Origin of the sequence: Microcoleus sp. (genome assembly GCF_041354475.1) — a bacterium.
Classification (GTDB): domain Bacteria; phylum Cyanobacteriota; class Cyanobacteriia; order Cyanobacteriales; family Microcoleaceae; genus Microcoleus.
This window is the reverse complement of sequence record NZ_JBGJZU010000076.1, coordinates 17,562-30,664: the sequence shown is the minus strand read 5'-3', so window position 1 is coordinate 30,664 and position 13,103 is coordinate 17,562. Positions and strand designations below refer to the sequence as shown.

Genomic DNA, 13,103 nt, shown 5'->3' with positions numbered 1-13,103 from the left:
CCCCCCTGCCCCCCCCTAGGGGGGAGAACATTGGGCATTAGGGAACCCCCCCCTGCCCCCCCTAGGGGGAAGAAATTGGGCATTATCACTAATAACCAATAACCAATAACTAATAACTAATATCGAATGTTTGCTTCTTTCATGCGACGCAGGGCTTCTCCCAGGCGATCGCAATCGGCAATCAAACTAACTCTGACATATCCTTCCCCACCAGGTCCAAAAGCATTGCCAGGAGTTACTACAACACCAGTTTGCTGCAAAACATTCAGGGCAAAATCCGTGGAACTCATGCCGCGAGTACAAGGAACCCAAAGATACATTGCAGCCAAAGGTTTAGGAATATTCCACCCCAATTCTGCCAATCCTGCCACCATATAATCTCGGCGAATGCTATAACGATTCTGCACTTCTTGCAAGTAACTATCGGGCAATTGCAGTGCGGTTTCTGCGGCGGTTTGCAATGCGGAGAATATACCGTAATCTAGGTTAGTTTTTAATGTCCGCAAACCTTGGATAATCTTGCTATTTCCTACTACAAAACCGACTCTCCATCCAGCCATATTGTAGGTTTTTGACATCGTGTGAAATTCGACACCGATTTCTTTGCCGCCGGGAATTTCTAATAAACTTGTGGGTTGATAGCCGTCAAAGGCTAATTCGGCATAACACAAGTCATGAACTAACAAGATTTGATGCTTGTGCGCGAAAGCCACAACATCTTTAAAAAATTCGCGGGGTGCAGTCGCCCCAGTCGGATTACTGGGATAATTGAAGTAGAGTATTTTGGCTTGTTGCGCTACGCTGTCGGGAATGTCGGCTAAGTCAATTACCCAGTCGTTTTCTGGTTTGAGGATAATGTTGTGAACTTTTGCGCCGGCGATAATCGGGCCGCGAAATAATACGGGATAAGCAGGACTTGGTACTAATATTACATCTCCTGGATTGATGTAAGTCATCGCAAAGTGCGCTAAACCTTCTTTGGAACCCAATAAAGGTAATGCTTCGCTTTCTGGGTCTAATTCAACGTTGTAGCGGCGGCTGTACCATTTGGTAATGGTACGGCGAAAACTTGTTGTTCCTTCAAAGGGTGGATAGCCATGATTTGCTGGATTTTGGATGGCTGCGACGGCGGCATCTACTACTGGCTGGGGAGTCGCACCGTCTGGGTTTCCCATTCCCAAGTCTATTAAGTCTAGTCCTTGTTCGCGGGCACGGGCTTTGAGTTCGTCGAGACGGGCAAATACATAGGGTGGCAGTGTTTGCAACCTGTCAGCAGGGCTAATCCAATCCAAGGTCATTAGTTTGTTATCAGTTGTTAGTGTTAGTTGTTTTTGGTCAAAACTGTACTATTTAAAAGTTTAGTCGATCGAGGACTATAATCCTGACTACTAACCCTTGTCATTTTTCTGGGTTGGTAGTGAGGACTTTAGTCCTCAAAGGTTTACTCGATCGAGGACTAAAGTCTTGACTTTTGAAGGCTGTTAATTCTTGACTTTTAATTCTCCCACAGGTGCGGTGGTAGAAACCATCGCTGCCATTAATTGTTCGGGAACTACTTTGAACGGTAGTCTGTGGATGTCGGAGTTGGGATTGCAAGCTATTTCGGCGGAGCGCTGCAATTCTGTTAGGCTAATGTCTCCAAGTCCTAGACTGTCTAAAGTTTGGGGTAATCCAATCTCGCCGTAGAATTTTAACAGTTGCTGTCTGGCTGTGGCCGCCAGTTGATTGTTTTGCAGCATTTCTTCTAGTCGCAGTTGGACTAAAATGCCGTAGGCAACTTTTTCGCCGTGCAATGTTCCGTGACTTGCTAATAGATGAGTTAGGCCGTTGTGGACTGCGTGGGCGGCGACGGTGCGACATTGAGCACCCCCTATGCCGCCAATTACTCCTGCTAATAATACAACGGCATCTGTCACTTCTTGCCAGGTTTCGCTACCGGGTTCTTGGAGGGCGATCGCCGATTTTTGAAATAGGATATCTCGCAATATTCTAGCTTGTTGAACTGCCGAAACGATCATGGTTTGTTCGGAGTGTCCGCTGCTGACTGAGGCTTCGTACCATTTGGCGATCGCATCTCCGATTCCTGCTACTAATGTCCGCTGGGGGGCGGTTTGAATCAAGTCGTAGTCTAGTATCAGTAAATCTGGACATCTGGCTAATGTAACATCGTATTGGAAGGCACCTTGTTCTGAATAGATGTTAGAAAGGGCTGTCCAAGCGGCGCAGGTGGCTGCGGAGGTGGGAATTGTGGCGATCGGGATTTGGCACTGATAGGCTAGGAGTTTGGCTGCATCTAAGGCCTTGCCGCCACCAACCCCGATGATGAAATCGGCTTCATGGGTGGCGGCTGCTTCACGCAGGTTTGCCAAACTCATTTCGCTGCAATCTGTACCGTAGGCTATTTCAGCAAACTGTAGGGGCGGTGCCCCCGTGCCCGCCTCAGCGCCTTGGAGGATTGGTTGCAGGAAAGGTTTGGCGATGGCTAGGGAGTTGCTACCGCCGACGATGAGGGGGCGTTTTCCGAGACGGGCGATCGCCTCTCGCGATCGGGCTAGGGCATTTTGACCCCGCAATACACAAGCGGGGGCAATTGTCAAGGATAATATTGATGTGTCGGTTTTGGTTGAGGTAGAGGTTTGAGTCATTGAGCTGGGAGCGTAGTGACGAGTTGTGGAATTAGTGGACTTATAGGATAACTCTAACAAGGCTTTGGCAACGGTCGTGGTTTTCTCAAGTTTTTGTTAAGTATTGTGCGGGGTTGGAAGATGGGAAAGGGGATTTGAGGGGCGATCGGTATGATAAATTTACAAATATAGGCAATTTAAAGGATAAGGCAATGCTGACTAAACAAGATTGGGACTGGTTAGCAGTGTGTTCTCATTATCAAACTGCTGTCACAGTCCAGACACTTCTCAAAGAAGGAAAATCTATGGAAGCCACGGCAGGTTTAGAATCTTTAATTGAAGCAATGGTAAGAAGTGAAAAACGTGCATTAAAAAGCCAATTAATCCGTTTAATGCTTCACATTATTAAATGGAAATGTCAACCTCAAAAACCAACTTCTAGCTGGGCTATCAGTATTCTCACGGCGCGCCGGGAAATAGAAGATATTCAGGAAGAAGTCCCGAGTTTGAATCGTGATGTTGTTGAATCTATTTGGGATAAATGTTTTCAAGCAGCCGTGAAAGAGGCTGAAACCGAAATGAGGAAAATTAAATGTCACTTAACCTCCCTTTCTTGGTCTGAAGTTTTTGAGGATGAATATACTTTACCTGATAACGAAGAAGATTAAAGTTTGGATCGATACGAATCTGGATTTAACCGCCGATTGCCATAACTATTGATTTATGATAAATTTAGGAATATAGGTAATTCCAAGGAAATAAGAATGCTGACTAAACAAGATTGGGACTGGTTAGCAGTGTGTTCTCATTATCAAACGGCTGTCACAGTCCAGACACTTCTCAAAGAAGGAAAATCAATGGAAGCCACGGCAGGTTTAGAATCTTTAATTGAAGCAATGGGAAGAAATGAAAAACGAGCATTAAAAAGCCAGTTAATTCGTTTAATGCTTCATATTATTAAATGGAAAAATCAACCTGAAAAACGAACTGCTAGCTGGGCTATTAGTATTCGTTCCGCGCGTCGAGAGATTGAAGAAAGTCAAGAAGAAATGCCGAGTTTGAATCGTGATTTTATTGAGTCTATCTGGGAGAAATGTTTTCAAGTTGCGGTGAAAGATGCTGAGGATGAAATGGGTAAAAAATGTCAATTAACCTCACTTGGTTGGTCTGAAGTTTTTGAGGATGAATATATTTTTGAGAATTTTTGAGTTCTGTCAAATTTTGTAGTTCCCTATGTGCAAATCGCGCCATAATTTTCATCTTTCCCTGTTAGTAGTTCACCCATCACACCGCCAAATCTTGATACTCCCACCATTACTGCCACTAACCAGAGTGTTTCCATCCGGGCTAAAACTGACCGAATTAACCTTGTTTGAATGCCCTGTGAGAGTGCGATTTTCCTGTCCGGTTTTCAGATTCCAAAGCTTGATAGTGTTGTCTCCACTACCACTAGCAATAATTTGTCCATCCGGGCTGATGGCGACAGAATTAACATAGTCTGAATGCCCAAGGTTTCACCCATTCTTCTGCCAACCCATTTTCAGCCAATTCATCCTTTAAATTAAACAACTGAGGTTCATAGCAGGGGTCAATATTGAGATAATACAAATCCGCTCAAGTAAAATTTGCTTGGTTTCCTCTCGATTCAACTTAGAAAACCAAGTATCTTTATCCCAAATTGTTTGAATTTCAGTCAGCTTTATCTGAATATCCTTTGCTTGCAATTCCCGCATCAAATCCCGCTGCAAGGCTGACAGCTTCAGTCTATCTTGCTGTTGCTGTTCCTGCAACTCAATGCGACGTGCCGTTTGTGCTATTGTCAGCTTTAACAATTCGTTATCTCTGACATTTTTCGCTTTGGCGTATTCCAGCATTTCTTGGGAATAACGCTGTTTTGCTTGCTCTATTTCAGTCGAATCAGATGAATTATTGGGATCGGGAATCAGGATATCTCGGTACTTTTGAGATTTATTGCCGAAGGCTTCTCCTAGTTTGTAGCCGATATTTCGGGCGATGGGTGAGAGCACTTCCAATATGTAGGGCGCGATGGCGAGGATTGCTTTTGCGAGCATAGATGTGGGTGAGGATGTGGTTGTTAATAGTGTAGCAGCTTGTAGGTTGGGTGGAAGAATGTAACCAACTCAATCTTTTTTTTGATCGCGCTCTATCGTGGCTAAATCACGGCTTAACTTTCTACGTTTGGGATTAGCACGCACAATGTGTTGGTGGTTATCGCTTGCTGGATAGAAATAGAGCGAGTCCTTGAATTTAACTTTATCAACACTTCTGCTTTTTCCTTGAGCTTCAATGCTTTTGCCTCTAGTAACAGGAACCGTTATATGAGCAATAAATTGCTTTCCCGAAATTTCATTCTCTGCCAAATTGCGCCTCCATTTTTGGATAAATAGTGGCAATTCTGACGTTCGCCGAAGGGCATATAAATAATTGCATAACCGCGATTTATAGGGATTTATAACCCGTTGCAGCAATTGACTAAAATAAACAATTTCGTACTCATCCCCCAATTCCTTCTGAAGTTGTTTCCATAAACTAATACCTTCTCTTTCAAAAGCTATCTCTTCCTGTGCACTCGCAAAACCAGCCGAAGCCGGATCATCCCAGTCAATAATTCCATCATAAATCTTTTGCCAATTGAGTAACCGTTCAATTGTTGCCTCACTCAGCGGTAATTCCCAGGGTTCAATATCACCACCATCATCTCTATCCCACAAGGGATAACAACTATAATCAGGCATTAACTTAATTCTTTGCAACATCATGATCTCTCCTGAGTAAACCGACGGATTAAATTTTGCCTGGTGGGATTAGCGCCAACAATATAGCCATTGCTTGCTACTTCCACAGAAATATATTGTATCGCACCATTCAACTCAATTTCATAAACTGTTCGACTTCTGCCTTGATTGCCTAAAATCCTACCGTTGATGACAGCAGCGATAACAGCATCAATAATTTTATCTTCAGGGATTCCCCTTCCTGCAAAATTTTCTGCGTGTTGCTTCCGAATGTGTTGCCACCCAGAACCATCATTACCAATCTCCAAAAAAACAATTTTACTATCCGGCAATCTGGCAATCCGCAGAATGTCATCTGGGTTATGCTTAACTCCAGCGGCCCGCAGTTGGGCGATTAACTCCTCTCTCTCAACCTCACCCATCAATAAAATTACCTCTAAACGTGCGATAATCTAAAATCTAAAATCTAAAATCTAAAATCGAATGACTGAACAGCCAACTGCAACCTACCGCACTGAAAGCGACTCGATGGGAGACAAACAAATCCCATCAAATGTCTATTATGGCATCCAAACTCTGCGCGCTATCGAAAATTTCCCGATTAGCGGGATTAAGCCTTTATCGACTTATGTTGATGCTTGTGTTTTAATTAAGAAAGCTACGGCGATCGCCAATGGTGAACTCGGCTGCATTCCGCAAGATATCAGTCAAGCTATTGTCCAAGCAGCCGACGAAATCCTAGCTGGTAAATTGCGGGATCAATTTGTAGTTGATGTCTATCAAGCTGGGGCAGGAACTTCTCACCACATGAATGTTAATGAAGTTCTTTCTAATCGCGCTTTGGAAATTATGGGTGATGAAAAAGGCAACTACAAGCGTGTTAGTCCTAACGATCATGTAAACTATGGACAATCGACCAATGATGTGATTCCGACGGCGATTCGGATTGGCGGATTGTTGGCGCTGGAAAAAACTTTGTTGCCGGCTTTGTCGAAGGCCGTAGCCGCTCTAGAAAGCAAAGCCACAGAATTTCAAGATATTGTAAAATCAGGCCGCACTCATATGCAAGATGCAGTGCCTGTGCGACTCGGTGAAACCTTCCGCGCTTGGGCTCAAATTCTCAGAGAACATACCTTGAGAATTCAAACTGCATCGGCGGATTTGACATCCTTGGGATTGGGTGGCAGTGCGGTGGGTACTGGCTTAAATACTCATCCTGAATATTGTCAAAAAGTTGCTGAAATTCTCTCGACATTAATTGATAAACCTCTGAAACCAGCGACACATTTAATGGCGGCTATGCAGAGTATGTCGCCGTTTGTAAATGTGTCTGGTTCGCTGCGAAATCTGGCTCAAGATTGCGTTAAAATGTCCCATGACTTGCGTTTGATGGACTCCGGACCGAAAACGGGTTTGAAAGAAATTCAACTGCCTCCGGTGCAGCCTGGTTCGTCAATTATGCCGGGAAAATACAATCCTGTGATGGCGGAAATGACTTCGATGGTTTGTTTTCAAGTCATGGGTTATGATAGTGCGATCGCCCTTTGTGCCCAAGCGGGACAATTGGAGTTGAACGTGATGATGCCCCTGATCGCCTACAATCTGATTCACAGCATCGAAATTTTGGGCAATACGATTAGTGCCCTGAGCACCAAATGTCTGGCAAAAATTGAAGCTAAGGGCGATCGATGTCTCGCTTATGCTGAAGGTAGTCTCGCCCTCGTTACCGCCCTCAACACCCACATCGGTTATCTCAACGCGGCGGCTGTTGCCAAAGAATCCCTAGAAACTGGCAAATCTTTGCGGCAAATTGTGCTAGAACGCGGTTTAATGAGTGCAGAAGACTTGGCAAAAGTTCTAGACTTAGAGAAAATGAGTGCGATGCCCACCTCTTCTGCTAAGTAAGCTCAACTTAAAAAAACAGAATACTCAGATCCCCAACTTTTTTAATAAGTCGGGGGTCTAACAGCAGATATCCCACCTTAAGTTATTCTTGGATAGTGTCAAGTTTCGGAGCAACATTTATGCGCGCAGGTTCTTTTAGTAAGTTAGTCCCTGATAGAGAGAATACAACGCAAGTTACCTTTTATTATGTGGAAGGTCAGGCAGAAACGTTTACAATTTCTATGCCTGCACGAGATTTTCAAGAGGAAGTAATGAATTTATTAAGCCAACCTTGGTTGACTTTTCATTTAAACGATCAAACCGTTTTTATCTGTACATCCAGAGTGGTGAAAGTGGAAATAAAACCCGCGATTCCAGAACTTCAAGGTCAAGGAATATTCCCTAACTCCCAGCGAGTTACGACAATGCAGCGTGGAGCTGCTGGCAGATTACCAATGGATATATAATTTAGTTATTGGTTATTGGTTATTGGTTACTTGCTACGCTCAGGGCGCAGCAAATAACCAATAACCATGAACAAACAACAAATAACCCATAAAATCATGCCTAAAGTTAGTTTAATTAGAGCTAATTCCTACGATCGCCAAATCTTGCAAAAATCCTTAGAAAGCTTGATAGCACCCTTGGGGGGAATGTCAGCTTTTGTCAAAAAGGGCGATCGTGTTCTACTCAAACCCAACCTACTCACAGGTTCTCGCCCCACCAAAGAATGCGTCACCCGTCCAGAATTGGTCTATTGTGTGGGAAAAATGGTAATAGAAGCGGGTGGAAAACCGTTTTTAGGTGACAGCCCAGCCTTTGGGAGTGCTATGGGTGTTGCCAAAGCCAACGGCTATTTGCCACTGCTAGAAGAACTGAATTTGCCAGTAGTAGAATTTCAGGGAAAACGTTACGAAACTGTCAGTGACGAATTCAATCATCTCCGACTTTGCAAAGAAGCAATGGAAGCAGATGTCGTAATTAATTTGCCAAAATTGAAATCTCACGTCCAATTAACCGTGACAATGGGCGTCAAAAATTTGTTCGGCTGTGTTCCAGGTAAAATGAAGGCTTGGTGGCACATGGAAGCTGGTAAAGATAGCGCCAGATTTGGTGAAATGCTGGTAGAAACTGCACGCACAATTAACCCAAATCTGACTATTTTGGACGGAATTATTGGACACGAAGGTAATGGGCCAAGTGGTGGCGAACCTAAGTTTTTGGGAATTTTGGGCGCATCAAGTGATGTGTTTGCTTTGGATAGAACCATAGTTGAAATTATTAATGCTAATCCCGCTAGTGTTCCGACTGTGGTGGCGGCGATGAAGTTGGGGCTTTGCTCGAATTTAGAGGCTATTGATTTTCCGCTGTTGCAGCCGGAGAGTCTGAAGGTGTGGGATTGGAAGTTGCCGGAAAATATGATGCCGATCGACTTTGGTATGCCTCGTGTGGTCAAGTCGGCGTTCAAACACCTTTATATCAGGTTTATTAAAGAAAGGTTCAGCATCCGGGTTTCCGATTAGCTCGCGGAAAGAAATGGGTAAAAGTTCCTGTTGTTATACCTTGTGCTTCGCCCTGTTAATTGTGAAGAAATATGACGCATATGTTACAATCTCAAATAGATTTTATGTTAAGCTTTAATAAGCTTGTCCTAAATCCTATGGTTTAAAGTATTTGTATCATTGTATTCAGAATTCGTGAATCACTCGTGCTGTTTTGCTAGCTCGCAGCAATCGGAAAATGATATTTAGGTATAAATACTTCGAGTAGGTCTCAATTTGAACTGTAGTTAGTGGGAAGTTGCACTAATATTTATAATTGAGCGATAAATTATAAAGACTCAGTAAAGATAGAAAAAGTATATTGACAATTGTACTGATCTTGCATGATAATCCCCACATATCAACTAAATCCGGCTTGAATAACCCCTTTATTTATTAGTCAATAGAATTCGAGCGAAAGCTGGTATGTTAGCGGTTTCAACCGCCTAGCCTTCGAGGGGTAATAGACCCGTATTTGATCGGAAAGATGGCTGTTATTAAATGTACAAAGTTTAATCCAGTTGCTTTATCCATCTGTCGGTATTACAAAGCTCTGAAACAGTTTCAGAAACCCTTCTCGTATCAGGGATGGAAACCTAAATTCGGTTGATATATTTTATGGGTATGGATGTTTTTTTCAATTCCACCAAGGATTCATTACTAGATCGACAATAAAAAATCACCACCACAAAGGAATATCTAGCAGATGCCTACTAACAACAACCTGACAATCTTACAACCTCTACAAGCAAAACTATTGCCAGATGGTCAAGTTTTACTCACCCGTAAACTAATAGAAGCGATAGTTGAATTAAATAATTATTGGGATGGTTCCATTACTGTGATGATGGAAGAATCCCAATTCGAGAACGGCAATATCGATCAAAAAGTATTCAAGATTAATGAACTACCTTTTAATTTAGAGGTGATTTCTTTCGATCTGATTACGCCAGCTTTACTGAAAAAACACCACAGCTCTGTAGTATTAGCAGTGCCCGGATACCGACAGAACCATATTGCTCAAGTCTGTAAGTTAGCGGGAGTGCCGTGTATTTATGTTTCTGAATACACTTTGAAAACGCGCAACCAAATTGCGAGTGTAACTACAAGTAATCCGATTATGCGCCTGCGGAAACTGCTGTGGGAATACAATCAGGAAAAAAAGCAGTGCAAGGCGATCGTCATGGCAGATGGATTGCAATGCAACGGCACTCCTACCTACGAAGCCTACAAGCATATCAATCGCAATCCACTGTTTTTCTTTGACACCCGGATTAGCGAGGATATGTTAGCCACAGAGGCAGAAATTGAAAAACGCACTGCAAACAGCTTGCAAGATAGGCCTCTACGTTTGTTGTTTTCAGGTCGCCTGGTTAAAATGAAAGGAGCCGATCATTTACTTTTGGTTGCTCAAGAACTGAAGCAAATGAAAGTTAACTTTGAACTGTTCATCAGCGGTTCAGGTGATTTAGAAAAGACGATGCACAAGACCATCGCAGCTAATCAACTTCAGAACTTGGTGAAAATGCTTGGCGTACCAGACTTTAAAACTGAGTTTTTCCCCTTTGTAAAGAAGAATATTGATTTGTTTGTTTGCTGTCACCGTCAGGGCGATCCTTCCTGTACTTACATAGAAACTATGTCTTGTGGAGTGCCGATTGTGGGCTATGCTAACGAAGCATTCGAGGGGATTTCTGCAATGTCGGAAACCGGATGGGTTGTACCAATGAATCAACCTAAAGTGATGGCCCAGAAAATTGCACAACTCAGCCAGCAGCGGGAAGCAATTAAGTCTATGTCGTTCAAGTCTCTTCATTTTGCTCAAAAGCATACTTTTGAGAAGACTTTTAAAGCTCGCGTAGAACATATGCAGCAGGTGATTGCCCAATCAAAGCAGCCTGAAGAAGCTACCGAAAGTCGATTATCTGAAGAGGCAAATCCGATTTTTGCGTAATATTAAATCCTGCGATTTACCCTGATTACCCCCTTTATTCGGTGGCGATTGAAACCGCTATTACTACCATTAAGTAGGCTTTGGCAGACTTAAGATCTAAAGGGGGTATTTGAGGTGACTACTGTTTGCACTTCCATGGGATTTGATTTTGGTTACATCAAATCCTCTCTTCATCATCCTGTATTAAACTCTCTCTTCTCTTCCTTCGCGTCCTTTGCGCCTTCGTGGTTAAATCATTCCGATACAACCGGAATTGATATTACATCACCATTGCGCCCGATCGCTAATAATGCGATCGCCAAACTCAGCTAAAAACTCCCTGCTGTAGCAGGGCTGTCTATGGATTATCTTTAATAAGCACCCTGATAAATTTACAGTCAAAACTCAAACCAATTAGTTATTATCTCGACTTTTTACTTTTTACTTCTGAAAACCCACAATTCCCAACCACCTTGGAATATTTAACCGTACAATACTTCTTTCATAGGTGGCGTAGCATCTTTAGGATCGAACTGTTTTAATTTCAAAGCTTGTAATAAAAACAGCCCGATATAAAGTGGATTCAACAAAACATACCGCTGCCAAAGACGCCCTGGTTCCATGACAAGTCGAAACAGCCATTCTAAACCCAACTTACCTAAAAGATCGGGAGATTTAGCCAAATTTCCTGAATGAAAATCGTAAGCAGCACCTACAGCAATCAGAGGCATTGATAATTCATCGCGATATTCGTAGGCCCAAACTTCTTGTCTGGGACACCCCAAACCTACAAAAGTAATTGCTGCACCGCTGTCGCGAATTTCCTGAGCGATGCGATGTTTTTCTTCCGTAGTAGTCTGTCGGAATTTAGAAGGCTGCATTCCCGCAATAATTAACTTGGGAAAACGCTGGCAAAGATTTTTAGATAAAGCCTCAAGTACACAAGGTTTAGAGCCGTATAGATAGATAGACAACCCTTCGACGGCGGCACTTTCGCAGATTTCTAACATCGCATTCGGCCCGCAAACGCGATCGGGCAATTCTGTATTATAGAGCAAATTTAATGCCCATCTGACTGGTTGTCCATCTGGCAATACTAAGTCGATGTGATTGAGGCGATAGCGGTGAGTGCTGTCAAGGACTCCTGTCATTACGCCGTGCACCGCTAAAGCCGAAACCGACATTGGTTTGCCGGCGCGAGCTGCGCCAATAATTTTGCTAACTGCCGCTTTATAATCAACCGCATTTACTAAGATTCCCAGAACATTCTTTTTACCCTTGTCAATCATTTGGCACCTCTTTAAGCCAACGGTCGTGGTTACATTCATAAATTTCCTGAAGAATTTGTTTGACGTTATATTTCATTTTCCAATCTGGGTAGTGACTCTCGAATTTTCCATTGTCACTAATCCACCATATATGATCGCCTATGCGATTACTTTCAGCATAGGTCCAATTGAATTTGCGATCGGCAATTGTCTCGCACATTTCGATAGCTTCTAGCATAGAACAATTGCTGTACCTGCCACCTCCTGTGTTGTAAACCTCTGCGCTTCTGGGAGCTTTGAAAAATTCATAAAATGCTGAAATTAAATCTGCGCTATGAATGTTGTCCCGGACTTGCTTACCTTTGTATCCGAAAACGGTGTAGGGAGTTCCTGTCACCGCGCATTTCATTAAGTAGGCCAGGAAGCCGTGCAATTGAGCTCCTGAATGATTCGGGCCTGTCAGACAGCCTCCCCGAAAACAAGCCGTGTTCATATTAAAATAGCGGCCGTATTCTTGAACTAAAATGTCGGCAGCTACTTTGGATGCACCAAACAAACTGTGCAAACATTGGTCGATGGACATATCTTCCCGAATTCCCCCTTCGTAAGTATGACCCGGTGCAATTTCCCACCTGTGTTCTAATTCCACTAAAGGCAATTTGTTTGGTGTATCCCCGTATACTTTGTTGGTAGAAGTGAAAATAAAAACGGCTTTGGGACAGTACAAACGAGTTGCTTCTAAAAGATTTATCGTGCCGTTGGCATTGACGGTAAAATCTATTTTAGGAGCACGGGCTGCCCAATCGTGGCTCGGCTGGGCTGCGGTGTGAATTACTAATTCGATCGACTCGCCGTACCGCTGAAAGATATTGGTAATTGCTTCATAGTCGCGAATGTCAATATCTAAGTGGTAATACTTAGTCCCCAAGGATTGTTCTAGCTGTTGGCGGTTCCAATTTGTAGAACCATCTGCACCAAAAAAGAACTGGCGCATATTATTGTCAATGCCCACTATATCCAAGCCTTGTTTAGCAAAGAATTTACAGGCTTCAGAACCAATTAAACCCGCAGAACCCGTAATAATTGCAACGCTCAAA

14 protein-coding genes and 1 pseudogene are annotated in these 13,103 nt (G+C 43.2%); 7 read left to right on the top strand and 8 right to left on the bottom strand.

The window, feature by feature from the left end:
• Nucleotides 1-116 precede the first annotated feature (116 nt).
• Together ACBR23_RS22915 and ACBR23_RS22910 are read right to left on the bottom strand one after the other, a co-directional pair.
• Complete coding sequence (locus tag ACBR23_RS22915) at nt 117-1,298, bottom strand: aspartate aminotransferase (RefSeq protein WP_341738079.1); 1,182 nt, start codon at nt 1,296-1,298, stop codon at nt 117-119.
• A 183-nt stretch (nt 1,299-1,481) separates the two neighbouring features.
• On the bottom strand, nt 1,482-2,645 hold the full coding sequence (locus tag ACBR23_RS22910; protein ID WP_371120499.1) for an iron-containing alcohol dehydrogenase family protein: 1,164 nt from the start codon (nt 2,643-2,645) through the stop codon (nt 1,482-1,484).
• A 191-nt stretch (nt 2,646-2,836) separates the two neighbouring features.
• On the opposite strand from ACBR23_RS22910, the gene ACBR23_RS22905 reads away from it, so the two are divergent.
• The gene (locus tag ACBR23_RS22905; protein WP_371117611.1) at nt 2,837-3,292 is read left to right on the top strand and encodes a DUF29 domain-containing protein; all 456 of its coding nucleotides are present in this window, start codon (nt 2,837-2,839) and stop codon (nt 3,290-3,292) included.
• Between the two features lie 96 nt (nt 3,293-3,388).
• Entirely contained in the window at nt 3,389-3,832 is a 444-nt protein-coding gene (locus ACBR23_RS22900; RefSeq protein WP_371120498.1) for a DUF29 domain-containing protein, read from the top strand.
• A gap of 135 nt (nt 3,833-3,967) precedes the next feature.
• Here ACBR23_RS22900 and ACBR23_RS22895 read toward each other — a convergent pair.
• The 4 genes and pseudogenes from ACBR23_RS22895 to ACBR23_RS22880 form a co-directional block, all read right to left on the bottom strand.
• Nucleotides 3,968-4,120: pseudogene (locus ACBR23_RS22895) on the bottom strand (WD40 repeat domain-containing protein); the annotation flags it as partial.
• Nucleotides 4,121-4,180: 60 nt separating this feature from the next.
• Nucleotides 4,181-4,696 (bottom strand): hypothetical protein, encoded by a 516-nt coding sequence (locus ACBR23_RS22890; RefSeq protein ID WP_371117613.1) that lies wholly within the window; start codon nt 4,694-4,696, stop codon nt 4,181-4,183.
• Between the two features lie 69 nt (nt 4,697-4,765).
• Nucleotides 4,766-5,404, bottom strand: a complete 639-nt coding sequence (locus ACBR23_RS22885; RefSeq protein ID WP_371125686.1) for a hypothetical protein — start codon at nt 5,402-5,404, stop codon at nt 4,766-4,768.
• Complete coding sequence (locus ACBR23_RS22880; RefSeq protein WP_371117615.1) at nt 5,401-5,802, bottom strand: hypothetical protein; 402 nt, start codon at nt 5,800-5,802, stop codon at nt 5,401-5,403. The genes ACBR23_RS22885 and ACBR23_RS22880 overlap by 4 nt, the downstream gene beginning before the upstream one ends.
• Nucleotides 5,803-5,863: 61 nt before the next feature.
• Between ACBR23_RS22880 and ACBR23_RS22875 the strand changes: the two genes are divergently transcribed.
• The 5 genes from ACBR23_RS22875 (at nt 5,864) to ACBR23_RS22855 (ending at nt 11,071) form a co-directional block, all read left to right on the top strand.
• Nucleotides 5,864-7,285 carry an aspartate ammonia-lyase gene (locus tag ACBR23_RS22875; RefSeq protein ID WP_371117616.1) on the top strand — a complete coding sequence of 474 codons (1,422 nt, stop codon included), beginning with the start codon at nt 5,864-5,866 and terminating at the stop codon, nt 7,283-7,285.
• A 119-nt stretch (nt 7,286-7,404) separates the two neighbouring features.
• A complete protein-coding gene (locus tag ACBR23_RS22870) occupies nt 7,405-7,731 on the top strand; it encodes a hypothetical protein (RefSeq protein WP_341738067.1) in 327 nt (108 codons plus the stop codon).
• Between the two features lie 96 nt (nt 7,732-7,827).
• Nucleotides 7,828-8,787 (top strand): DUF362 domain-containing protein, encoded by a 960-nt coding sequence (locus ACBR23_RS22865; RefSeq protein ID WP_371120500.1) that lies wholly within the window; start codon nt 7,828-7,830, stop codon nt 8,785-8,787.
• A 724-nt stretch (nt 8,788-9,511) separates the two neighbouring features.
• Nucleotides 9,512-10,759: a glycosyltransferase gene (locus tag ACBR23_RS22860; protein ID WP_371120496.1), complete on the top strand. Its 1,248-nt coding sequence runs from the start codon at nt 9,512-9,514 to the stop codon at nt 10,757-10,759.
• A 114-nt stretch (nt 10,760-10,873) separates the two neighbouring features.
• On the top strand, nt 10,874-11,071 hold the full coding sequence (locus tag ACBR23_RS22855; protein WP_371120495.1) for a hypothetical protein: 198 nt from the start codon (nt 10,874-10,876) through the stop codon (nt 11,069-11,071).
• A gap of 149 nt (nt 11,072-11,220) precedes the next feature.
• Here the strand turns inward: ACBR23_RS22855 and ACBR23_RS22850 are convergent, their stop codons facing one another.
• Both ACBR23_RS22850 and ACBR23_RS22845 read right to left on the bottom strand, forming a co-directional pair.
• Nucleotides 11,221-12,027, bottom strand: coding sequence for a WecB/TagA/CpsF family glycosyltransferase (locus tag ACBR23_RS22850; protein WP_371117619.1), 807 nt, complete (start codon nt 12,025-12,027; stop codon nt 11,221-11,223).
• Nucleotides 12,020-13,102, bottom strand: coding sequence for an NAD-dependent epimerase/dehydratase family protein (locus tag ACBR23_RS22845; RefSeq protein ID WP_340524708.1), 1,083 nt, complete (start codon nt 13,100-13,102; stop codon nt 12,020-12,022). The genes ACBR23_RS22850 and ACBR23_RS22845 overlap by 8 nt, the downstream gene beginning before the upstream one ends.
• Nucleotide 13,103: the final 1 nt, after the last annotated feature.

Bases quoted from the DNA above. Each gene is read 5' to 3' on its own strand.
- ACBR23_RS22880 (WP_371117615.1), bottom strand. From the start codon at position 5,802: ATGGGTGAGGTTGAGAGAGAGGAGTTAATCGCCCAACTGCGGGCCGCT.
- ACBR23_RS22915 (WP_341738079.1), bottom strand. From the start codon at position 1,298: ATGACCTTGGATTGGATTAGCCCTGCTGACAGGTTGCAAACACTGCCA.
- ACBR23_RS22875 (WP_371117616.1), top strand. From the start codon at position 5,864: ATGACTGAACAGCCAACTGCAACCTACCGCACTGAAAGCGACTCGATG.
- ACBR23_RS22885 (WP_371125686.1), bottom strand. From the start codon at position 5,404: ATGATGTTGCAAAGAATTAAGTTAATGCCTGATTATAGTTGTTATCCC.
- ACBR23_RS22870 (WP_341738067.1), top strand. From the start codon at position 7,405: ATGCGCGCAGGTTCTTTTAGTAAGTTAGTCCCTGATAGAGAGAATACA.
- ACBR23_RS22900 (WP_371120498.1), top strand. From the start codon at position 3,389: ATGCTGACTAAACAAGATTGGGACTGGTTAGCAGTGTGTTCTCATTAT.
- ACBR23_RS22890 (WP_371117613.1), bottom strand. From the start codon at position 4,696: ATGCTCGCAAAAGCAATCCTCGCCATCGCGCCCTACATATTGGAAGTG.
- ACBR23_RS22905 (WP_371117611.1), top strand. From the start codon at position 2,837: ATGCTGACTAAACAAGATTGGGACTGGTTAGCAGTGTGTTCTCATTAT.
- ACBR23_RS22910 (WP_371120499.1), bottom strand. From the start codon at position 2,645: ATGACTCAAACCTCTACCTCAACCAAAACCGACACATCAATATTATCC.
- ACBR23_RS22860 (WP_371120496.1), top strand. From the start codon at position 9,512: ATGCCTACTAACAACAACCTGACAATCTTACAACCTCTACAAGCAAAA.
- ACBR23_RS22865 (WP_371120500.1), top strand. From the start codon at position 7,828: ATGCCTAAAGTTAGTTTAATTAGAGCTAATTCCTACGATCGCCAAATC.
- ACBR23_RS22850 (WP_371117619.1), bottom strand. From the start codon at position 12,027: ATGATTGACAAGGGTAAAAAGAATGTTCTGGGAATCTTAGTAAATGCG.